Origin of the sequence: Actinoplanes sp. NPDC023714 (genome assembly GCF_040639855.1) — a bacterium.
Taxonomy (GTDB): Bacteria; Actinomycetota; Actinomycetes; order Mycobacteriales; family Micromonosporaceae; genus Actinoplanes.
This window is the reverse complement of record NZ_JBFAAR010000005.1, coordinates 525430-547737: the sequence shown is the minus strand read 5'-3', so window position 1 is coordinate 547737 and position 22308 is coordinate 525430. Positions and strand designations below refer to the sequence as shown.

General features: G+C 71.5%; 18 protein-coding genes. 11 read left to right on the top strand and 7 right to left on the bottom strand.

All coding sequences use genetic code 11. The features are described 5' to 3' along the window. Positions 1–3: 3 nt before the first annotated feature. Together grpE and dnaK are read right to left on the bottom strand one after the other, a co-directional pair. Entirely contained in the window at positions 4–621 is a 618-nt protein-coding gene (grpE, locus tag AB0G10_RS25260; protein WP_360926264.1) for a nucleotide exchange factor GrpE, read from the bottom strand. Further along, on the bottom strand, positions 618–2471 hold the full coding sequence (dnaK, locus tag AB0G10_RS25255; protein WP_360926261.1) for a molecular chaperone DnaK: 1854 nt from the start codon (positions 2469–2471) through the stop codon (positions 618–620). Before dnaK ends, grpE begins: the two co-directional genes overlap by 4 nt. 310 nt (positions 2472–2781) lie before the next feature. Here dnaK and AB0G10_RS25250 point away from each other — a divergent pair, with 310 nt between their 5' ends. From AB0G10_RS25250 to AB0G10_RS25240, 3 genes are read left to right on the top strand one after another with little or no spacing between them, the layout of a single operon-like run. Beyond that, complete coding sequence (locus tag AB0G10_RS25250; protein WP_360926259.1) at positions 2782–4488, top strand: ABC transporter; 1707 nt, start codon at positions 2782–2784, stop codon at positions 4486–4488. Beyond that, positions 4485–6137 carry a GTPase gene (locus AB0G10_RS25245; RefSeq protein WP_360926257.1) on the top strand — a complete coding sequence of 551 codons (1653 nt, stop codon included), beginning with the start codon at positions 4485–4487 and terminating at the stop codon, positions 6135–6137. Before AB0G10_RS25250 ends, AB0G10_RS25245 begins: the two co-directional genes overlap by 4 nt. Positions 6138–6170: 33 nt before the next feature. Continuing rightward, entirely contained in the window at positions 6171–7373 is a 1203-nt protein-coding gene (locus tag AB0G10_RS25240) for a hypothetical protein (RefSeq protein ID WP_360926255.1), read from the top strand. 258 nt (positions 7374–7631) lie between these two features. Here AB0G10_RS25240 and AB0G10_RS25235 read toward each other — a convergent pair whose 3' ends face one another. Continuing rightward, complete coding sequence (locus AB0G10_RS25235; protein WP_360926253.1) at positions 7632–8750, bottom strand: hypothetical protein; 1119 nt, start codon at positions 8748–8750, stop codon at positions 7632–7634. 412 nt (positions 8751–9162) lie between these two features. Here AB0G10_RS25235 and pdhA point away from each other — a divergent pair, with 412 nt between their 5' ends. The 6 genes from pdhA (at position 9163) to AB0G10_RS25205 (ending at position 18388) form a co-directional block, all read left to right on the top strand. Beyond that, entirely contained in the window at positions 9163–10305 is a 1143-nt protein-coding gene (pdhA, locus tag AB0G10_RS25230) for a pyruvate dehydrogenase (acetyl-transferring) E1 component subunit alpha (RefSeq protein ID WP_360926251.1), read from the top strand. After that, positions 10302–11291, top strand: a complete 990-nt coding sequence (locus AB0G10_RS25225) for an alpha-ketoacid dehydrogenase subunit beta (RefSeq protein WP_360926493.1) — start codon at positions 10302–10304, stop codon at positions 11289–11291. Before pdhA ends, AB0G10_RS25225 begins: the two co-directional genes overlap by 4 nt. A 5-nt stretch (positions 11292–11296) precedes the next feature. Further along, positions 11297–12691, top strand: coding sequence for a dihydrolipoamide acetyltransferase family protein (locus AB0G10_RS25220; protein ID WP_360926490.1), 1395 nt, complete (start codon positions 11297–11299; stop codon positions 12689–12691). 198 nt (positions 12692–12889) lie between these two features. Further along, positions 12890–13030 carry a hypothetical protein gene (locus AB0G10_RS25215; protein WP_174262377.1) on the top strand — a complete coding sequence of 47 codons (141 nt, stop codon included), beginning with the start codon at positions 12890–12892 and terminating at the stop codon, positions 13028–13030. 1675 nt (positions 13031–14705) lie between these two features. Continuing rightward, a complete protein-coding gene (locus AB0G10_RS25210; protein WP_360926249.1) occupies positions 14706–16523 on the top strand; it encodes a hypothetical protein in 1818 nt (605 codons plus the stop codon). Between the two features lie 68 nt (positions 16524–16591). Further along, positions 16592–18388 (top strand): NHL domain-containing thioredoxin family protein, encoded by a 1797-nt coding sequence (locus tag AB0G10_RS25205; protein WP_360926247.1) that lies wholly within the window; start codon positions 16592–16594, stop codon positions 18386–18388. Here the strand turns inward: AB0G10_RS25205 and AB0G10_RS25200 are convergent. From AB0G10_RS25200 to AB0G10_RS25190, 3 genes are read right to left on the bottom strand one after another with little or no spacing between them, the layout of a single operon-like run. After that, positions 18385–19152, bottom strand: coding sequence for a 5-oxoprolinase subunit PxpA (locus tag AB0G10_RS25200; RefSeq protein WP_360926245.1), 768 nt, complete (start codon positions 19150–19152; stop codon positions 18385–18387). The genes AB0G10_RS25205 and AB0G10_RS25200 overlap by 4 nt on opposite strands. Beyond that, positions 19139–19978, bottom strand: a complete 840-nt coding sequence (locus AB0G10_RS25195) for a biotin-dependent carboxyltransferase family protein (protein WP_360926243.1) — start codon at positions 19976–19978, stop codon at positions 19139–19141. The genes AB0G10_RS25200 and AB0G10_RS25195 overlap by 14 nt, the downstream gene beginning before the upstream one ends. Continuing rightward, positions 19975–20583, bottom strand: a complete 609-nt coding sequence (locus AB0G10_RS25190; RefSeq protein ID WP_360926241.1) for an allophanate hydrolase subunit 1 — start codon at positions 20581–20583, stop codon at positions 19975–19977. The genes AB0G10_RS25195 and AB0G10_RS25190 overlap by 4 nt, the downstream gene beginning before the upstream one ends. A 78-nt stretch (positions 20584–20661) precedes the next feature. Here AB0G10_RS25190 and AB0G10_RS25185 point away from each other — a divergent pair, with 78 nt between their 5' ends. Further along, entirely contained in the window at positions 20662–21336 is a 675-nt protein-coding gene (locus tag AB0G10_RS25185) for a hemolysin III family protein (RefSeq protein ID WP_360926239.1), read from the top strand. Positions 21337–21393: 57 nt separating this feature from the next. On the opposite strand, the gene AB0G10_RS25180 is transcribed toward AB0G10_RS25185, so the two are convergent. Next, positions 21394–21675: a DUF6458 family protein gene (locus tag AB0G10_RS25180; RefSeq protein WP_360926237.1), complete on the bottom strand. Its 282-nt coding sequence runs from the start codon at positions 21673–21675 to the stop codon at positions 21394–21396. A 111-nt stretch (positions 21676–21786) separates the two neighbouring features. On the opposite strand from AB0G10_RS25180, the gene AB0G10_RS25175 reads away from it, so the two are divergent. After that, positions 21787–22305 (top strand): histidine phosphatase family protein, encoded by a 519-nt coding sequence (locus AB0G10_RS25175; protein ID WP_360926235.1) that lies wholly within the window; start codon positions 21787–21789, stop codon positions 22303–22305. Positions 22306–22308 lie beyond the last annotated feature (3 nt).

The window sequence follows — 22308 nt, the reverse complement described above, 5'->3', positions numbered from 1 at the left end:
ATCTCACTCCGGATCGGCGACCGCGACCATGGCCGGGCGGAGCAGGCGCTCGCCCAGGCTGTAGCCACGGCGCATCACCTCGACGCAGGTCGGCTCCGAGACGTCCGGGGACGTCTGGTGCGCGACCGCCTCGTGCCGGTTCGGGTCGAAGGAGTCGCCCTTCTCGCCGAACGCGACCAGGCCGAGCTTGCCGGCCACCGCGGTGAGCTGCTCCGCCACCGAGGCGAACGGGCCGACCAGATCGCCGTGCTCGCGGGCCCGGTCGATGTCGTCGAGCACCGGGAGCAGCGCGGTGAGCACCGCCCCGGTGGTCTGCTCGGCCGCGGCGCCCCGGTCGCGGTCGACCCGCTTCCGGTAGTTCGCGTACTCCGCGGTGACCCGCTGCAGGTCGTGAGTCCGCTCGTCGAGCTCGCTCCGCAGCGACTCCAGCTCCGCGCCGAACGCGTTCTTAGCGTCTTCGGACACCGAAGTCTCTTCCTCCTCCTCGGGGGCGCGGTGCGCGCCGACCGGCTGAACCACCGGCTCCTCGGCGGGGGTCTCCTCGGCTGACTCGTCGATCTCGCCCTGGATGACTTCCCGCTCGGTCACCGGACCGTCGTTCTCGTCGTCCTTGGCGGTCACTTCTTGTCGTCCTCCACGATCTCGGCGTCCACGACGTCGTCGCCGCCGCCGGCCGTCGGGCCGGCGCCGGTCGCGCCGCCCGGAGCACCCGCGCCCGGAGCGCCCTGCGGGGCCTCACCCTGCGAGTAGAGCAGCGAGCCGGCCTCCTGGGAGACCTGCGACAGCCGCTCGTGCGCCGACTTGATCTTCTCGATGTCGGTGCCGCCGAGGGCGCCGCGCAGCTCGCCGAGCGCCTCGCCGATCTTGTTCTTGCTGTCCTCGGGGAGCTTGTCGCCGCTCTCCGCCAGGAACTTCTCGGTCTGCCACTGCAGCTGCTCGGCCAGGTTGCGGGTCTCGGCGTCCTCGCGGCGCTTCTTGTCGTCGTCCGCGTGGTCCTGAGCGTCGCGCATCATGCGCTCGATGTCTTCCTTCGGCAGCGCGGAGCCGCCGGTGATCGTCATCTTCTGCTCCTTGCCCGTGCCCAGGTCCTTGGCGGACACGTGCACGATGCCGTTCGCGTCGATGTCGAAGGAGACCTCGATCTGCGGGACGCCGCGCGGGGCGGGCGCGATACCGCTGAGCTCGAACGTGCCGAGCTTCTTGTTGTACGCCGCCATCTCGCGCTCACCCTGGTAGACCTGGATCAGCACGGAGGGCTGGTTGTCGTCGGCCGTGGTGTAGACCTCGGAGCGGTGCGCCGGGATGGTGGTGTTGCGCTCCACCAGCTTGTGCATGATGCCGCCCTTGGTCTCGATGCCCAGGGACAGCGGGGTGACGTCGAGCAGCAGGACGTCCTTGACCTCGCCCTTCAGCACGCCGGCCTGCAGCGCGGCGCCGACCGCGACGACCTCGTCCGGGTTGACGCCCTTGTTCGGCTCGCGGCCGATCAGGCTGTTCACCAGCTCGGTGACCGCCGGCATCCGCGTCGAGCCGCCGACCAGGATGACGTGGTCGATGTCGGAGAGCTTGACGTCGGCGTCCTTGATCGCGGACTCGAACGGGCCCTTGCAGCGGTCGAGCAGGTCCTGCGTCATGCGCTGGAACTCGGCCCGGCTCAGCGAGGTGTCGAGGTGCAGCGGGCCGTTCGCGCCGGCCGTGATGTAGGGCAGGTTGATGCTGGTCGTGGTCGCGGCGGAGAGCTCGATCTTCGCCTTCTCCGCGGCCTCGCGCAGACGCTGCAGGGCCATCTTGTCCTGGGAGAGGTCGATGCCGTGCTCGCCGCGGAAGGTCTTGACCAGGTGGTCGATGATCCGCTGGTCCCAGTCGTCGCCACCGAGGTGGTTGTCACCCGAGGTCGACTTGACCTCGATGACGCCGTCGCCGAGCTCGAGCAGCGAGACGTCGAAGGTGCCGCCGCCGAGGTCGAAGACCAGGACGGTCTGCTCCTTGGAGCCCTTGTCCAGGCCGTAGGCGAGAGCGGCCGCGGTCGGCTCGTTCACGATCCGCAGCACGTTCAGACCGGCGATCTCGCCGGCTTCCTTGGTGGCCTGACGCTGGGCGTCGTTGAAGTACGCCGGGACGGTGATGACGGCGTCGGTGATCTGCTCACCGAGGTAGGCCTCGGCGTCGCGCTTGAGCTTCATCAGCACCCGCGCGGAGATCTCCTGGGGCGTGTACTTCTTGCCGTCGATGTCGATCGACCAGGTGGTGCCGATCTCCCGCTTGACCGAGCGGATGGTCCGGTCGGGGTTCGTCACCGCCTGACGCTTGGCGACCTCGCCGACGAGCACCTCACCGTTGCGGGCGAAGGCGACGATCGACGGCGTCGTCCGGGAGCCCTCCGCGTTGGCGATGACGGTGGGCTCGCCTCCTTCCAGAACGCTGACGCAGGAGTTCGTGGTGCCGAGGTCGATGCCGACCGCACGTGCCATGGTGTTCCTCGCTTCTAACAGCTTGGTCCGTACAAGGGTTGAGTGGAACCGACTCAATGATGCCACGGTGACAGGCATCGTCAAATCGAAGTTGAGCCAGAGCGGCGCAAGTCCACGCCTGGGACCGGTGATTCGGAAATCACCTACATACCTGTCCGGTCACGGCATACCGGGACCCGTTGTACTGGATGCATAGATCGTGCACGCTTTACCCGTGACGACGCACGGCCAGGTCAGCGGTGGCCCATCAGAGCGTACGGGGGACGACCAGGACCGGCCGGTAAATCAGGAAAAAGAGGTTTCGCCCACTTTGGGACGCCTGGCGAACGCCTTGAGCGGTTTGCGCTCGGCGCTCGGCGCTGTCTCGTACCCCCTGGTCCTGCCGTCCGCCGAGGAGGCCCGCCGGGTCGGCTCGGCGCTGCTCGCCCAGCTGGACGACTACCTGCTGCCTCGCCTGGCCCGGCTCGACGCGCCCCTGCTCGTGGTCGTCGGCGGGTCCACCGGCGCCGGCAAGTCGACCCTGGTGAACAGCCTGGTCCAGGCGCCGGTGAGCACGGCCGGGGTGCTGCGGCCGACCACCCGGTCGCCGGTGCTGGTGGCGAACCCGGCCGACCTCAACTGGTTCGGTCGCGGCGGCCTGCTGCCCGGCCTCATCCGCACCGGCGAGCAGAGCAACGACCCGAACGCGCTGCAGGTGATCGCCGCGCCGTCGATCGGCCCCGGCGTGGCCCTGCTCGACGCGCCCGACATCGACTCGGTGGTCGACCACAACCGCAAGCTCGCGGCCCAGCTGCTGGCCGCCGCCGACCTGTGGCTCTTCGTGACCACGGCGGCCCGGTACGCCGACGCCGTCCCGTGGGAGCTGCTGACCACCGCGAGGCTGCGCGGCACCGTGATCGCCCTGGTCCTGGACCGGGTCCCGGCCGACGCCGCCGCCGAGGTGGCGGCCCACCTCGGCGAGATGCTGACCTCGCGCGACCTCGGCTCGGCGCCGCTCTTCGTGATCCCGGAGACCGGCCTGGACGGGCACGGCATGCTGCCGGAGTCCGCGGTCGGCCCGATGCGCCAGTGGTTCGCCCAGCTCTCCTCGGACGCGACGGCCCGCTCGGCCGTGGTCCGGCAGACCCTGGACGGCGCGCTCGGCGCCCTCGCCCCGGCGCTGCACGGCCTGGCCGAGGCCGCCGACGAGCAGGTCACCACCGCGGCGACGCTGGACGAGCGGGTCGAGGCGGCGTACCGCAACGCCCGGCGCACCACCGAGGAGGGCCTGCAGGACGGCCGGCTGCTCCGCGGCGAGGTGCTGGCCCGCTGGCAGGAGTTCATCGGCACCGGCGAGTTCCTGCGCAGCCTCGAGTCGCGGGTGGGTCACCTGCGCGACCGGCTCGTCGCGGCCGTCAGCGGACGCCCGGCGCCCGGGCGCAACCTCCAGATCGCGATGGAGTCGCAGCTGGTCACGCTGCTGCGCGGGGTGGCGGCGGACGCGGCCGAGCAGGCGTACGCGGCCTGGCAGGCGCATCCGGCCGGGGCCGCTCTGCTCCAGCCCGGGCTGCAGAAGGCCTCCGAGGATCTGCCGGAGCGCGCCGACCGCCTGGTCCGCGACTGGCAGCAGTGGGTGCTCGACCTGGTCCGCCGGGAGGCCGCCGAGAAGCGCACGGTGGCCCGGGGCGCGGCCTACGCCGTGAACGGCGCCGGCCTGGCCGTGATGATCGCCGTCTTCACCACGACCGCGTTCATCCCGACCGGCCTGGAGGTCGCGGCCGGCGCCGGCACCACGGTCGCCGCCCAGAAGGTGCTCGAGGCCGTCTTCGGCGACCAGGCCATCCGTACCCTCGCCACCCGGGCCCGCACCGAGCTGCTGGCCCGGGTTGATGATCTACTCGCTGCGGAGGCGGCGCGGTTCACCGAGCTGACCGCGACCGTGCGCCTCGAGGCCGAGCCGGGCGGCATGCTGCGCCGGGTCGGCGCCGAGGTGGAGGCGGCTAGGAAGGAACTCGCGTTGACCGGACCGGCGCAATGAACGTCGTGGAGCAGAAGGTGGACGCCGAGGAGCTGGCCCGGCGGCTGGAGGCGCTGTCCCGGTTCCTGCGGGCCACCGGCCCGTACCTGCCGGACGGCAAGCTGGTCGCCGCGCACACGCTGGTGGAGCGGGCCGGCAACCGGCTCGCGCTCTCGCTGGACCACACCGTGGTGGCGCTCGCCGGCAGCACCGGCAGCGGCAAGTCGAGCCTCTTCAACGCGCTCGCCCGGTTCAAGCTCTCCCAGGTCGGCGTCCGCCGCCCGACCACCGGCACGGCGCACGCCTGCGTCTGGGGCCCGCTCGAGCCGGCGAACCGGCTGCTCGACTGGATCGGGGTGCTGCCGCGGCAGCGGTTCGTCCGGGAGAGCGCGCTCGACGGCGACGACGAGGTGGCCCTGCACGGCCTGGTCCTGCTCGACCTGCCCGACTTCGACTCGGTGGAGCGCGCGCACCAGCTCGAGGTGGACCGGCTGCTCGGCCTGGTCGACCAGATCATCTGGGTGGTCGACCCGCAGAAGTACGGCGACCGCGTGCTGCACCGGGCCTACCTGTCACAGTTCAGCACGCACGCCGACGTCACCATCGTGGTGCTGAACCAGGCCGACCGGCTCAGCCCCGGCGACACCGAGGTGGTCCTCGCCGACCTGCGCCGGCTGCTCGACGAGGACGGCCTCACCGGCGCGCCGGTGCTGGCCAGCTCGGCGAAGCAGCCGGGCATGCTGCGCGACCTGCGGGAGGCGCTGGAGAAGACGGTCGCCGACCGGCAGGCCGCGCTGCGCCGGCTCGCGGCCGACCTGGACACGGTCGGCGAGGAGCTGGCCGTCACGATCGGCCCGCCGGCCGCCGAGGACGAGGTGGACCGGAGCACGGTCCGCCAGCTGTCCGACTCGCTCGCCGCCTCGGCCGGGGTGCCGGCGGTGGCCGACGCGACGGCCGCGGCGTACCGGCAGCGGGCCACCGCGGCGACCGGCTGGCCGCTGGTCCGCGGCCTGAGCCGGCTGCGGCCCGACCCGCTGCGCCGGCTGCACCTGGGCGAGAAGCCGGCGACCGACGCGGTCTCCACCGACATCGTGCCGCGCACCTCGGTGCCGGCCGCCGACGCGGCGCAGCGCTCCGCGGTCGGCATCTCGGTCCGCGCGGTCGCGACCCGGGCCGCGGCGCCGCTGCCCGAGGTCTGGGCGCCCGCGCTGACGGCGGCGGCCCGTTCCAAGGCCGACGACCTGCCGGACGCGCTGGACCGGGCGGTCGCCACGACCGACCTCGGCGTCGGCAAGCCGCCGCTCTGGTGGCGGGCCGTCGGCGCTCTGCAGTGGCTGCTGCTGGCGACCGCGGCGGCCGGTCTGGCCTGGCTGATCGTCGGCTACGCGGTCCGCGCGCTCGGCCTGCCCGCACTGGACAATCCGCAGGTCGGCGCGGTCCCGCTGCCGACGCTGCTGCTGCTCGGCGGGCTGCTCGCCGGCCTGCTGCTCTGGCTGCTGCTCAAACCGCTGGTGGCGGCGGGCGCGCGACGCGCCCGGCGGCGGGCCGAGCAGCGTCTGCGGGCGGCGGTCACCGAGGTGGCCCGGGCGCACGTGGTGGCGCCGGTCCGCGAGGTGCTGAACGCCTACGCCCAGGCGAGGGAAGCGCTCGGCGTCGTGCGCTCGGAGTAGTTCGGCGGGGTGCCGCGGGCGTAGGCTCGCGGCATGCCCGCACCCCGGACCGCGTACGAGGCCGTTCTGCACGCGGCCCGCGACGTCACGAAGCTGGGCTGCGCGCTCGACGCCGAGATGCTCGGCACCGCGTTGCTCGGCAGTGTCTACTCGGTGGCCGAGGAGCGCCGCGCCGAGGCGGTGCGCGACTTCGTGAGCCGCTTCCTGGTCGTCACGAAGGACCGCCACACGCCCGAGGCCACGACGATCCGCGAGGTCTTCGCCGCGCTCGTCCCGGACGCCGACGGCGCTGCCGAGGTCGGTCACGACGGGCGGGCGCCGTCGTGGGTCACCCAGCTGGGCCGGGTCCGGCCCACCGGTTGCTTCGCCTATGGGGATGCGTACGGGGATCAGACGTCCTATCTGGTCACGTACGCGTACGAGGACGCCGCCGCCGGCGGACCCGAGCACGCCGTCGTGGCCGTCGTCGACCACAACATCGGCATCACCAAGGACGTCTTCGTCTCGGCCTCGGCCGGCCCGCTGCTCGACCAGATCCGCTCGCTCTGCGCGGCCGACGAGCTGACCTGGTTCCGCACCGAGGACCCGGGCCGCCTCCGCGACGAGGTCGGCCGCCACCTGAAGATCACCGACGAGCTGACCGAGCTCCCGTCGGACGGCTCACTCGCCACCGACCACGCGCTCGCCACGGCCCGGCTCGCCCTGCTGCCGGTCCCGGCCACGCCGCCGCTGGCCGAGCCGACCGGCCCGAGCGGCGCCGACCTGGCCCGCGACTTCGCCGACTCGCCGGAGGCGGCCGCCGAGGGCCTGCCCGCCGGCCACGATCAAGACGCCGACCAGGCGTCGTTCGCCTTCTGCGTGAGCCTGATCCTCGACCACGCCGACTCACTACCCGGCGCCGACCCGCTGCGCTGGAGCCCGGCCGTGGCCGGCCTGTTCCTGCTCGACTGGGTGCACCGGCGGGCCGTGCTCGACATCGACGACGCCGCCATGCTGCCGACAGTGGTCCGGGCCTGGACGGCCTACGCGGGCCGCAAGCGGAGCCTGCCGGCCGCCGCCATCGCCGGGACGACGGCCGCCGTGGAGGAGCTGATCCCCGAGTTCGTCAGGCTCTACCGGACCGGCGAGCGCCGCAGCCCGGCAACCGCCGCGGTGGCCCAGCTGATAGCCGAGGGCATCGACCCGAACGACACCTCCGCGATCGAAGCCTGGCTGGACGCCAACCGAGACGACTGACCCCACCCAGCCGAGCCACGCCCCACTCCCGCGCCGCTCCCTTCCCGCGCCGCCCCACTTCTCGCGCCGTGCCCTCACGCCCTCTTCCCGCGCCGCGCCCTCACGCCCACTTCCCCCGCCGCGTCCTCCCCCTCGTTCCGCGATCTTGTTGATCTGCGCAGGAACGGGGCGCGCTCAAATCAACAAGATCGCGGCGGAAGAGGGCGGTGGCAGGGCGCGGGCGGTGGGGAGTTGGGCGATCCGATCGGGCGGGGAGTGTCAGCGGCGGTTGGTGTGGTGGTCGTCGATCGGTTCGGCGTGGTGGCGGCCTACCCGGGTGCTGCGCTGCCAGGCCGCCGTGGTGCGCTCGTCGGCCTGGTCCAGCTGGTCGGCGCGGTGCTGGCCTCGGTAGGGCCGGTTGATCAGCATGCGCTCCTCCTCGGAGCGGGGCTGGGTGAGCAGCCGGTGCATGTTGAGGCCCTGCTCCGGGTAGCTCTGCTCGAGGATGCGGGCGGGTCGGATGTTGTACGGGCGTTCGGCCACTGCTGACCTCCGGCTGGGTTCGGACCGGTCTCGGGACCGGACTGGTTGGACGGTGCGGCGCCGGGATGAGCTCTCCCGGACGGTGGCGGACTCGCAGTGCCGCCAGTCGGGTTCGTCGTCAGAGGGGACGTTGGGCAGATCGGGGACGACCGGGATGCCCGCCGGCTCCTCCGGCCGGTACACGTCGTTCTCCTCGGGCACCCTCGGCAGATCGGGAACCGTCGGGAATTCCACGGCAACGGGCTTTTTGTCCGAATTCGGTTTTTGCGCCGGAGGCTTCCTCGACGGGGGCTTGCGGACCGGGGACTTCCGGGCCGGGGACTTCCGAGGTTTCGCACGATCCGAAATCGTCGGGCGCTTTCCCCCGTACCCATGCCTTGTCTGATCTTTATCGGTCAGAACGCCCGCCGAGCCGGAAGCGGAAGGAGGGGTCCGAGAAGATCGCCGGGGAGGCTTCAAGACCGAGGAGGACGGCGCCGGCACGAGCGAGGACGGCGCGGAGGGCGAAGACGAGGACGGCGAGGACGGCGAAGACGCGGACGGCGAAGGCGCGGACGGCGAAGGCGCGGACGGCGAGGGCGAGGACGGCTGCGGGCCCACCGGACCGGTCGGGGGCGGCGGCAGGAACGGCACGTCCATGGCGCCCGGCCGGTCCCGCCCGGAGATCTCCCCGGAGCCGGTGGTGAGCACCGCGAGCGTGGGCACCGAGGCGAGCCCGACCAGCAGCGCCACCATGATCACGTAGCGCCGGGTCGGCCCGGAGAAGCCGTGGTCCTCGCGGTACACCCCGTTGAGCCGCTTCCGCAGCACCTTGAGCGGCGGCGCGAAGTGGTCGTCGTCGGACTGGTGATGCACGCGGGACTCCCCCAGGAAAAGAAAAGATCCACTGGATCCGTTCCGGTCAAAGGGCTGAACGAGGAATCCGTTGGTTCGCTGCGGGAAGGGCCGACCATTCGTACTACAGTGAGATCACAAAGCCTACTAAAACGGACAAATACCCTTAACAATGTCTCAGCAGAAAATCTCTATTCGTGATCCACGCAGTCTGTAACCGCGCTCACTCCCTCTGTCAGGATGGGGACGACGGCACCGCCGCCGTCGCCTTCCGCCGACCAGCGGGGCTTCGGCGGGTTCGTCCCGGCAGACGCACGTGCCGGAACAAGCCGCGCGGCAACCCCACCCGGGCCAGGCGCGGCCAGCCCCAGCGGTCAGCCGCGCGGCCGGGAGACACCCGCCGCGGGCGCAGAAGAGGAAACAGGAGACACGGATGGCGAAAGGCGAGCGCGACAAAGCCGGCAACGATGTGCCGGCCGGCGGCTTCGTCCAACTGCTGACCCCCGACGGCGAGCGCATCGACAGCGCCACCACCGCCGACGGGATCACCTACACCGTCGACTTCACCGACGAGGAATACCGCGACCTCTACCGCGATCTGGTGACCGTCCGGCGCCTCGACGCCGAGGCCGTCGCGCTCCAGCGGCAGGGCGAGCTCGGCATCTGGGCCAGCCTGCTCGGGCAGGAGGCGGCGCAGGTCGGCTCCGGCCGGGCGCTGCGGCCCCAGGACATGGCGTTCCCCACCTACCGCGAGCACGGCGTGCTCTACTGCCGCGGCATCGACCCGATCATGCCGTTCGGCCTGTTCCGCGGCGTCGACCAGGGCGGCTGGGACCCGAACGAGTTCCGGTTCAACACCTACACCATCGTGATCGGCTCGCAGACGCTGCACGCGACCGGCTACGCCATGGGCGTCACGATGGACGGCCGGACCGGCAGCGCGGACGGCGAGGCCGTGATCGCGTACTTCGGGGACGGCGCGACCAGCCAGGGCGAGGTCAACGAGTCGTTCGTCTGGTCCGGCGTCTTCAACGCCCCCATCGTCTTCTTCTGCCAGAACAACCAGTACGCGATCTCCGAGCCGCTGGAGCGCCAGACCCGCGTCCCGCTCTACCAGCGCGCCGGCGGCTACGGCTTCCCCGGCGTCCGGGTCGACGGCAACGACGTGCTCGCCACGTTCGCGGTGACCCGGGCCGCCCTCGACAGCGCCCGCAACGGCCAGGGCCCGACGCTGATCGAGGCGTACACCTACCGGATGGGCGCGCACACCAGCTCCGACGACCCGACCCGCTACCGCATCTCCAGCGAGGTCGAGGCCTGGAAGGCGAAGGACCCGATCTCCCGCCTCAAGGCCTTCCTGGAGAAGCAGAAGGTCGCCGGCGAGGACTTCTTCGGCGAGGTCGACGAGGCCGCCGGCAAGCTCGCCCTCGACCTGCGCGAGCGCGTTCTCGCGATGCCCGATCCCGAACCGGTCGCCATGTTCGACCACGTCTATCCGAACGGCTCGCCGGAGCTGGTGACGCAACGAAGGGCGTTCACCGAATACCAGGCTTCGTTCGAGGGGAGCGGGCACTGATGGCCGAGACGATCAACCTGGGCAAGGCGCTCAACCACGGCCTGCGCCGCGCGCTGGAGAACGACCCCAAGGTCGTGATCATGGGAGAGGACGTCGGCAAGCTCGGCGGCGTCTTCCGGATCACCGACGGCCTGCAGAAGGACTTCGGCGAGAACCGGGTGATCGACACCCCGCTCGCCGAGGCCGGCATCATCGGCACCGCGGTCGGCCTCGCCATCCGCGGCTACCGGCCGGTCTGCGAGATCCAGTTCGACGGCTTCGTCTTCCCGGCCTACAACCAGATCGTCAGCCAGGTCGCGAAGATGCACTACCGCTCGAAGGGCAACGTCCGGCTGCCGATCGTCATCCGGATCCCGTTCGGCGGCGGCATCGGCGCGGTCGAGCACCACTCCGAGTCGCCCGAGGCCTACTTCGCGCACACTCCCGGCCTCAAGGTCGTGACCTGCGCGAACCCGGCCGATGCCTACTGGATGATCCAGCAGGCGATCGCGTCCGACGACCCGATCGTCTTCTTCGAGCCGAAACGGCGCTACTGGGAGAAGGGCGAGGTCGACCTGGGCGGCCCGCTCGACGGCGCGTACCCCTTGCACGCCGCTCGAGTGGCCCGGCCCGGCACCGACGCGACGGTGCTCGCCTACGGCCCGATGGTCCGGGTCGCGCTGGACGCCGCCGCGGCAGCCGCCGAGGACGGCCGCGACCTCGAGGTCATCGACCTGCGCACGCTCTCCCCGGTGGACTATCCGACGATCTTCGAGTCGGTCAAGCGCACCGGCCGCGCGGTCGTCGTGCACGAGGCGCCCGGCAACCTCGGCATGGGCGCGGAGCTCGCCGCCCGGATCACCGAGGAGTGCTTCTACTCGCTGGAGGCGCCGGTCCTGCGCGTCACCGGCTACGACATCCCCTATCCGGCAGCCCGGGCCGAGGAGGAGTACCTCCCCGACCTCGATCGCCTGCTGGACGCCGTCGACCGTTCGTTCGGCTGGTGACGCCGATGTCGCGGATCAAGGAATTCAACCTGCCCGACCTCGGCGAGGGTCTCACCGAGGGCGAGATCCTGGCCTGGCTCGTCAAGGTCGGCGACACGATCGAGCTGAACCAGCCGATCGTCGAGGTGGAGACGGCGAAGGCGGCCGTCGAGATCCCGGCGAAGTGGGGCGGCGTCGTCACCCGGATCTTCCACGAGGCCGGCACGACGGTGGAGGTCGGCAAGCCGATCATCTCGATCGACACCGACCCCGGCGCCGGTCCTGCCGAGCCCTCGCCGGCTCCCGCGTCCGAGAGCGCCGATCCGGAAGCGGGCCTCATCGGTGGTCCGGCTCCCGGCGGACGGACGGCGGTGCTGGTCGGTTATGGCCCGCGCACCACGAGCGCCAAGAGAAGACCCCGATCGAGTACGCCGGCAGCGGCCGCGGAGACGCCACAACCCGCCGCGCCAGTGGTCCCCGCGCCGCAGGTCGAGCCCGTCCCGGTCCCCGCTCCGGCAGCGGCGACCCGGGTCGGCCCGGTCCTCGCGAAACCGCCGGTGCGCAAGCTCGCCCGGGACCTCGGCGTCGACCTCGCCACGATCACCGGCACCGGTCCGTCCGGGTCGGTGACGCGGGACGACGTACAGAAGGCTCTCGCGCAACCACCCACCGAGCCGGCGCCCTCGCTGAACGGCCTCGCACCCGCTGCGGGGGGCGACCGGGAGCAGCGCATCCCGATCAAGGGCGTGCGCAAGGCGACAGCGGCGAACATGGTGGCGTCCGCGTTCACGGCGCCGCACGTCACCGAGTTCCTCACGGTCGATGTGACCCGGACCGTGAAGACGCTGGAGAAGCTGCGCGCCAAGCGGGAGTTCGCCGATCAGAAGATCTCCCCACTGCTGCTCGTGGCGAAGGCCGTGCTCCTCGCGATCAAGCGGTACCCGATGGTCAACTCGACCTGGTCGGGCGAGACCGGCGAGATCGTGGTCAAGGAGTACGTGAACCTCGGCATCGCCGCGGCGACCGAGCGTGGCCTGATCGTGCCGAACATCAAGGACGCCGGCCGGCTCGCCCTCCCGGAGCTCGCCACCGCGCTGAACGACCTGGTGCGGACCGCGCGGTCGGGCAAGACATCGCCGTCCGACATGACCGGCGGCACCTTCTCGATCACGAACGTCGGCGTCTACGGCGTGGACACCGGAACCCCGATCCTGCCGCCCGGCGAATCGGCCATCCTGGCGCTCGGCGCCATCCGGCCGACACCCTGGGTGCACAACGGCAAGATCAAGATCCGCGAGGTGACCACGCTCGGGCTCTCCTTCGACCACCGGATCATCGACGGCGAGCTGGGCTCGAAGTTCCTCCGGGACGTCGGCGCGTTCCTGGCGGACCCGAAGACGGCGATGCTCACCTGGGGCTAGGTTCGTTCGGCCCTTACCGATGCGGACTTTCGAATCGTAAGCACATGACTCAGCTCACCCCGTAATCGTTTGGCACGAACGTCGCACCCGGCGCATACTTGGATCAACACCGAGACATGCGCCGGGTGCCCGCCACAAGCGAGGCCGGACGCCTGTCACCAGCAGGGCCGGCCAAGAGCCGGGGAAGAGAGCAGGGCAATGAGCAGCATGATCGACCGCATCCGCCGGCACCGCCGGATCAGCCGCCAGAACCGGGCCATCGACCGCGCCATGCAGTCGGCGCCGACCCAGGCGATGCGTGACGAGATCGCCTTCTTCTCGCAGCGGCAGCCCTCCTAGGCGATATCGCCGCCAGGGGCGGCGTCTTCGGGGGGTTACACAACGTTGAACGGCCCGTCTGGATCATCCGGACGGGCCGTTTCGTGTCAAAAACCACGTTCGAAGATCGGACATCGGTCCCTCCGGGGCGTACACCGGGATTCCTCCGGTCGCCGACGCCCGGTACGGTTGGGCACGGTCCTCAAGAGCCGGCTCGGCCGGTCGGCGAAGAGGACTGGGGCGCTTCATCCCGGTTCCCCAGCATGACCTTGGCCGGAGAGCTGGCACGGCCCTTTGGCGGAAGGACGCCGATGGGGCCGCGTCCGTGCAAAGCTGGCACGGCCGCAGAAACGAGGAGGCGCGTATGACGTCCGAGGGGCACCACGCCGGTCAGCCGGCCGAGGCCACGTCGGGCGGACCCGCATCGGGCGGTTACCCGTCCGACGCCGAGGGTCAGCGAGTGGCCGGCCGGGCATCCGCCCCGGTGACGCCGGCCGAGGGTTTCCCGACTTCCTACGGGCCTCCGCCACAGGCCACCCCGAACGGCGGCTCGCCGTTCGTGGTCCCGCCGGTCTCCGCGTTCGGATCCGGCCCCCAGCAGGCGGGCACCCAGTACGGGTCGGCCCGCGTGCCCTCGGAGGAGAACGAACTTCCCCGGCGGGAGCCTTCGGCTTCGCCGTACGGATCGGTCTCTCCTTCCGACTCCCCCTACGGCCCTTCCGGCTCTTCCGGCTCTTTTGCTGGCGGGGCTCCATCGGCTCCTTCGGCTCCTTTTGCCGCTGCTGAGCCCTCGGCTCCCTTTGCTGCCGCCGGGCCCTCGGGTGCTGATCAGGCCGGTTGGAGTCCGCAGGTCGCGCCGCCCACCACGGGTGGCCTGCCGACCCGGACTCCGGGCGCCTCGGTGCCCTCCGCCGACGACTCCGGCGGCACGAGTTTCTCCGCTTTCGGTGACCAGCCGGTGCGCGTGCCCGGCGCGAGCCTCACCGGCCTGCCCGACGCCGGTGCTCCCGGTGCTGGTGGTCCCGGTGCTGGTGGTCCTGGCGCTGGTGGTCCTGGCGCTGGTGGTTCTGGCGCGGCTGGTCCCGGTGGTTTCACCGCCGGGCCGGCGCAGAACAGCTGGATGCAGAGCAACAACGGCCGCACCGCCGAGCCCTCCGAGCCCGGTCGTCAGCCCGCGTTCCCGACCCGCCGCGGCGACGGCAGCGGCTTCCCGCTCCGCACGCCCGCCGGCCCGGCCGCGGTCGAGAACGACGGTGGTTCCGACCTGCCGGTCCGTACTTCCGCGCCGGCTCCGAGCGGTTTCGGCTCGGCGGCTCCGGCTTCGGGGGGTGCTTTCGGATCTCCTGCTCCGGCCTCCGGTGGGGCTTTCGGATCTGCTGCTCCGGCTTCCGGTGGGGCTTTCGGTTCCGCCGAGCCGTCCGGCAACGTCTTCGGGTCGCCGTCGGGTGACGGGTTCGGGCCGGGTACCTCTCCGGTCTCCTCCGCCGGCGATGGGTTCGGAGCGGCTCCGGCCTCGGGTGATGGGGCTGCCGGGAATGGTTCCGGTTTCCCGCAGCGGGTTCCGGGTGCCTCGCTCTCCAGCGGTGGTGCTCCCATCCCGCCGTCCGCAGCCATCCCGCCGTCCGCAGCGGCCGCATCGGCACCGGCATCCGCACCGGCTTCGGCGTCCGCGCCGGCGCCGACGTCCGGCAGCGCCGTGCCGCAGCCTCGTGACGCGGCCGAGCGCCCGGCGGTCGGTTCCGCGCGGCCGGTGACGGCCAGCGCGTCCGTACCCGGCTCCCGCGTCGAAGCCAACGAACTCCCGCCGCCCGCCCCGGCCCCGCAGGCCCGGGTGTACGGCCGTCCCGCCGCCCCGGCCGAGCCGGAAACCGGCGACGACGATCAGGCCGGCGACTTCCCGGATGCGCCGTTCGCCGCTCAGCGTGCCGAGGCGCCGTTCGGGGTGCAGCAGCCCGAATCCTTCGCACCGCAGCAGGCCGAGCCCTTCGCACCGCAGCAGGCCGAGCCGTTCGCGCCTCAGCAGCCCGGTTCGCCTTATGGCAGCCCGCAGCAGGACTCGCCCTTCGGCGCCCCGCAGCAGGACTCGCCCTTCGGTGGTCAGCAGCAGGACTCGCCTTTCGGGGGCCCGCAGCAGGGTGAGGCGCCGTTCGGGCAGCAGGGCAACCAGGTTTTCGGTGGGCAGCAGGCGGACTCGCCGTTTGCTCAGCGGCGCGGTGAGGACGAGGAGCCGTCCGGCGGGTTCCAGCAGGACCGGTTCACGCCGCCCGGCAGCTACCCGGCCGGGTCCGGTTTCCCGCAGCAGCCCGGTGCCGAGGAGAACGGCCAGTTCGACCAGCGGCCCGGCGACGGCGGTCCGTTCGGCCAGCGTCCGGGTGAGGGCGGTCCCTTCGGCCAGCGCCCGGGTGAAGGTGGTCCCTTCGGGCAGCGTCCGGGTGAGGGCGGTCCCTTCGGCCAGCGCCCTGGTGAGGGTGGCCCCTTCGGGCAGCGGGCTGAGGACGGCCCCGGTGACGGTGGTCCCTTCGGTCCTCGGCCCGGGGACGGCGGTCCGTTCGGTCCTCGGCCGGGGGAGATGCCTCGTTCCGGCGAAGGGCTCATGCCAGGCGACGGCAGCCGTACCGATGAAGGGTCTGAAAACCCTCGGGGCGGGACCTATGGCGGAACCTATGGCCAGCGTGCCGAGGAGAACGTCGACAACGAGCCGAGCGGTGGCTTCGCGTTCCCGCAGCGTGATGGCTCGCCGGGAACGCCGGGACCCTTCGGCGACGATGCGTCCGGTGGATTCGGCGTGAACCCGCAGTCGCCGGCCCGGGCCTCCGCCCGTGCCTCGGCGAGCGCGCGTGTCTCCCCGCCCGACGCACCGCCGTTCCCCGGATCCGGGGGCGCGCCGTACTCGATGCCCGGCTCGCCGCAGTTCCCGTCGTCCGGAGGCCCGGCGTTCGGGGGAGGGGCAGGAGCTCCCGGACCGGACCAGTTCAGCGAGCACACCACCGACCTGTCCGGCCGGGGCAACTCGACGTACGTGCCGGCGCCCGCTCTCCCGCCGATGCCCGGCGAGACCCCTCCCGGCGTCTACCCGGGCAGCCCGGCGGCCCGTGCCACGGTCACCCCGCCCGGCCCGGAGGACACCACGAGCTGGCCCGGACCGGCCGAGGAGCAGAACCGGTTCGACAGCTTCAAGGCGGAGGAGCCCGCAGCACCGGCGCCGGTCAAGACGAACGTCAAGACCATCCCGGTCACGCTGGCCGTGGTTCTCGGCGCGACGCTGCTGCTGGGCATCGTGTTCGGCCTGGTCTACCTGATCTCCGGGGACGACGAGTTCAGCGTGGCCCAGGGCGAGTGCGTCACGCGTACGTCGGAGAACACCCCGGTGAAGGCGGACTGCTCGACGAAGGGCGCGTTCGAGGTCGTCTCGATCGCGGCCGCCAAGGAGCAGTGCGCCGACCAGTCCCAGCCGTACATCGTCGTTCCGAAGGACGGCGGCGACCAGGTTCTGTGCCTGAAGCCGCGGGCCTGATAGATCGTTGATCACAGCCGCGGTCCTGCCGGTGGGCGGGCCGCGGCTCGTCAGGCACGATGGGCACCATGAACTCTCGCGTGCGTGCGCCTGAACTGAAGGGCCGCGGCTGGCTCAACACCGGCGGCAAGGATCTGACCCTCGCCGACCTCCGGGGCAAGATCCTGATCCTGGACTTCTGGACGTTCTGCTGCATCAACTGCCTGCACGTCCTGGACGAGCTGCGGCCGCTCGAGGAGAAGTACGGCGACGCCATCGTGGTGATCGGCGTGCACTCCCCGAAGTTCGAGCACGAGCGTGACCCGGTGGCGCTGGCCGCCGCCGTGGAGCGGTACGGCGTACACCACCCGGTCGTCGACGACGGCGACATGCACCTCTGGCAGCAGTACGCCGCGAAGGCCTGGCCCACCCTGGCCGTCGTCGACCCGACCGGCTACCTGGTCGCCTCGATGGCCGGCGAGGGGCACGCCGAGGGCCTGTCCCGGCTCATCGACGAGTTGATCGAGAAGCACGAGGCGGACGGCACGCTGCACCGCGGCGACGGCCCGTACGTTCCCCCGCCCGCCCCCGACGGGCTGCTCCGCTTCCCGGGCAAGGCGATCGAGCTGGCGAACGGCAACCTGCTCGTCTCCGACTCGGCCCGGCATTCCATCGTCGAGCTGACCGCCGACGGCGAGACCCTGGTCCGGCGATTCGGGTCCTCCACCCGGAACGAGCCGTTCAGCGAGCCGCAGGGCCTGGTCCAGCTTCCGGCCGAGATTTCCAACATCACCGGGTACGACGTGATCGTCGCTGACACGGTCAACCACCAGCTGCGCGCGATCGCCACCGAGACCGGCGAGATCCACGTGGTGGCCGGGTCGGGCAAGCCGTGGCGCTCCTCCGTGGACGACCTCCCGCACGACGCCCTCGTCGCCGACCTGTCCTCGCCGTGGGACGTGGCCTGGTACGACGGCAAGGTCATCATCGCGATGGCCGGCATCCACCAGCTCTGGTGGTTCGACCCGATCAAGCGGACCGTCGGCGTCTACGCGGGCACCACGGTCGAGGCCCTGCGCGACGGCCCGCTCCCCGACGTCTGGATGGCCCAGCCGTCCGGCCTCTCGGTGAGCGCCGACGGCAAGCGGCTCTGGATCGCCGACAGCGAGACCTCGGCGCTGCGCTACGTCGAGGACGGCGTCCTGCACACCGCGGTCGGCCAGGGCCTGTTCGATTTCGGCCACGTGGACGGCACCGCCGACGAGGCGCTCTTCCAGCACCCGCTCGGCGTGACCGCCCTGCCGGACGGCTCGGTCCTGGTCGCCGACACCTATAACGGCGCGGTCCGCCGCTTCGACCCGTCGACCGACCAGGTCTCCACCGTGGACTCCGGCCTTGCCGAGCCGAGCGACGTGCTGGTCACCGCGTCCGGCGAGGTCCTCGTCGTCGAGTCGGCCGCGCACCGACTCACCCGCCTCGCCCCCGGCGTCGTGAAGACGGTCAGCGGGGAACGGCACAGGACCGAGCGCCCGCCGTCCCACCTGGCGCCCGGCGAGGTCACCCTCGACGTCATCTTCACGCCCGCCCCGGGCCAGAAGCTGGACAGCCAGTTCGGCTCGCCGCTGCGCCTCACGGTCTCCGCCTCACCCGCCGAGCTCCTCCTCGAAGGCGACGGCGTCACCACCGACCTCACCCGCCGGCTGGTCCTCAACCCGGACGTGCCGAAGGGCGTACTCCAGGTGGTGGCGCAGGCCGCGACGTGCGACGTGGATGCGGAGTACGGCGCCTGCCACCTCACCCGCCAGGACTGGGGGGTGCCTGTCGTGATCGACGCGGCGGCCCCGAGCCGGCTGCCGCTGATCCTCCGCGGCATGGACGAGTCCTAGCCGGCGAACGCCCTCACCTCCAGGTGGCCGTCGAGCCCCGCCCGCACCGCGCGAGCCAGCTCGACGGCCCCGGACGTGTCGCCGTGCACGCAGATGGAACGCACCGGGCAGGCGACCACCGTCCCGTCCACCGCTACGACCTCGCTGCTGACCGCCATCCGCACGGCGCGGTCCACCACGTCAGCGGGCTCGTGGACGAGGGCGCCGGCCTCCGACCGCGGCACCAGCCGGCCGTCCGCCAGATAGCCGCGATCGGCGAAGCCTTCGCCGACGACGGTGAGGCCCGCTTCGGCCGCGGCTTCGGCCAGCACCGATCCGGGCTGGCACAGCACCGGCAGCTGCGGATCCCAGGCGAGCACCGCGTCCACCACGGCGCCGGCCTGCAGCCGATCGACCGCCGCGGTGTTGTAGAGCGCCCCATGCGGTTTCAGATAGCGCACACGGTCGCAGAAGGCCGAGAGGGCGCCGATTTGATAGAGGATGTCGTCGCGCAGTTCGGTTCGCGAGTAGTCGATTCGGCGGCGACCGAAACCGGCCAGGTCTCGGTAGCCGACCTGCGCCCCGACGGCGACACCCTTCTCGGCGGCGGTCCGGCACACCCGATACATCGTGGACGGATCGCCCGCGTGGAAGCCGCACGCCACGTTCGCCGAGGTCACGACGTCGAGCAGGGCGTCGTCGTCGCCGAGCCGCCAGGCGCCGAAGCCCTCACCGAGATCGGCATTGAGATCGACGGAACGGGCGGAAGCGTCAAACGAGGTCACGGAAACGCACCGTACTCCCGGGCCGCGCCTGTGCGAGCGGCGTCACGTCATCGACCACGCCGATCACCGGATATCCGCCGGTCGTGGGGTGGTCGGCGAGGAAGATGATCGGCTGCCCGTCGTTCGGCACCTGCACCGCGCCGAGCACGACGCCCTCGGAGGGCAGTTCGCCGGCCTGGGTGCGGGTCAACGCGGTGCCGGCCAGCCGGGCACCGACGCGGTTGCTCATCTGACTGATTTTGTACGGGGTACCGAACAGCCCCGCCACGTCGAACCAATCGTCGCGCGGCCCGAGCCGGACCCCCAGAACGATCTCCTCACCGTCGACCGGCCCGACGCCCGGATAGTCGAAAGGTGCGCCATCAGAAATCGCGCAGGAGCCGACCGGCAGCGTCATGCCATCGGCCAGCCGCTCCGGGCCGAGCCCGGCCAGCGTGTCCGTGGACCGGCTGCCGAGCACCGGATCGACCGCGATCCCCCCGGCCACCGCGAGATAGGACCGCACCCCCCGCACCGCCCGCCCGATCTCCAGCACACCCCCGGCCGGCACCGCGACGACCGGGCCGGCGACGGGAACCTTGTCGAGCTTCACCGTCGCCTCCGCGCCGGTCACGGCGACCGTGGCGGGCACCTCGAACCGCAGCTTGCAGCCCATCAACGTGGTCTCCAGGCCGGCCGCGCCGTCCGGGTTGCCGACGAGGCGGTTGGCGAGCCGCAGCGCCGGCACGTCGAGAGCGCCGGACCGGGGCACGCCGAGGTGCGCGTAACCGGGACGGCCGAGGTCCTGGACCGTGGTGAGCGGGCCCGCCCGCAGAACGGTGATCATTGCGCCGGCACCAGGTTCACGCGGGTTCCGGGGACGAGCAGCGCGGGGTGCTCACGACGTACATCGAAGGTCTTCAAGCTGGTGTGGCCCACCAAGCGCCACCCACCCGGGGATGCCGCCGGATATATGCCGGCATAGCCGGCGGCGAGCGCTACCGAACCGGCCGGCACGCGAGGCCGCGGAGCGGCGAGCCGGGGCACCGACCAGGCGTCCGGGAAGCCACGGAGATAGGCGAAGCCGGGCGCGAAGCCGCAGAAAGCGACCGTCAGCGGCGTGTCCACCAGGCGTTTCACCGCCTCCTCGACGGACACCTGCCAGATCTCCGCGACGTCGGCCAGATCCTCGCCGTCGAAGGTGGTGGGCACCTCCACGAGCGGACCCTCGGCGCGGGCCCGGCCGGGCGGCGGCTCCCACCCGGCAAGGCGCTCCTCGGTCCCGGGCTCGACGCCGTCGAGCAGCACCGTCCGCGCTCCCGGAACGATCTCCACGACCCTCAGTTCGCCACTTTCCCGGCGCCGCCAGAGCTCGGCCCGCCAGTCCTCCACCCGATCGGCGTCGGCGCACTCGATCAGCAGCGCCGAGGCGCCCGCACGTCGTACTTTCATGAGGAAATCATCGTGGATGGTCTTCCGTATCCGGCATCACTACCCAGTAGTAACCTACGGTGCCGTAACCTGGAGCGCGTGACGACCTCAACCCCGTTCCGGATGAAGCCCGCCGATCTCGGCAAGCCGCGGCTGCGCGGCCGGTTGCACCAGTACGCGTTCTTCGTCGCCCTGGTCTGCGGCATTGTTCTCTGCTCGATCGCGCTCAGTCGCCCGGGCATTGGTCCGTTCATCAGCTGCCTCATCTACAGCATCACGGTGTGCGGGCTCTTCGGCACCAGCGCGCTGTACCACCGTCGGGTCTGGAGCGAGCGCGGCTACCAGATCATGCGACGGATGGATCACTCGATGATCTTCATCTTCATCGCCGGCACGTACACGCCGTTCTGCGTGCTGCTGCTCAGCGAGAGCAAGGCCACGCTGATGCTCAGCCTGGTCTGGTTCGGCGCCCTCGGCGGCGTCGCGCTCAAGATGATCTGGCCGCACCTGCCCCGCTGGGTGGGCGCCCCGCTCTACGTCGCGCTCGGCTGGGTCGCCGTCGCGATCATCCCGGACGTCGTGCACATGAGCGTGACGGTCCTGGTCCTGATGATCGTGGGTGGCGCGATCTACACGATCGGGGCGATCTTCTACGCGCTGCGCCGGCCGAACCCGTGGCCGACCGTCTTCGGGCACCACGAGTTCTTCCACGCGTGCACGCTGGTGGCGGCGATCTGCCACCACATCGCGATCTACTTCGCTCTCTACGTCTGATTTCATTTCTGAAAAAGCAAAAAGGCCCGGGCTGGGGTTGCCCGGGCCTTTCGACGATCAGGAGTACGCCGGGGGCGGCGGCGGGGGCACATCGTCGTTGCGGCGGACCTCGCGGTACTCACTGGCGTAACCGGCGCCGGCGACCGGCTGCTGCGTACGGGTCACCACCGTCCGGCGACGGCTGTTCCAGAACCACAGGGTGATGATCAGGCCGGCCAGGCCGCCGACCATCAGAATCCAGCCGATGACGTTGATGTCCAGGCCACTGATGTCCGCCTCCACGGCGAACGCCAGGATCGCGCCCAGAATCAGCAGGAAAATGCTCGCGCCGATGCCCATCGGACCCTCCTCGGGTGTCCGCCCGGCCGTGCGCCCACGCTCGACCGTGATGAATGCGTCGATCGAGCGTTTACCCGCCCGTGCGAAATTCCAATCAGGCAAGCTGGTGCCATGACGTCGCGAACGCTGATCCTGCTGCGCCACTCCAAGGCCGAGACGCCCGGTGATCTCGTCGACTTCGACCGCGCGCTGACCGAACGGGGTGAGTCCGACGCGGACGCCGCGGGCGCCTGGCTCGCCGACGCGCGACTGCATCCCGACCTCGTGCTCTGCTCGACCGCGAAGCGCACCCGGCAGACCTGGCACAACGCCGCGGTGGCACTCGCGCAGGGCAACAACGGCCACGGCGCGCCCGAGGTCCACTACGAGGAGAACCTCTACTTCGGCGGCCGCACCGAGGTGTTCGACCTGCTCCGCGCGGTCCCCGACACGGTACGGACGGTCCTCGTGGTCGGCCACAACCCCACGGTGTCCGAAGTGTCCGCCCTGCTCCTGCCGGACGACCAGTTCAGCGGCACGGTCATCGAGATCAAGACTTCCGGCCTGGCCGTGCACGCCGGCAACGGCTCGTGGTCGCACACCCAGCCCGGGGCGATGCGCCTGGTCCGGCAGCACACCGCCCGCGGCTGAGGT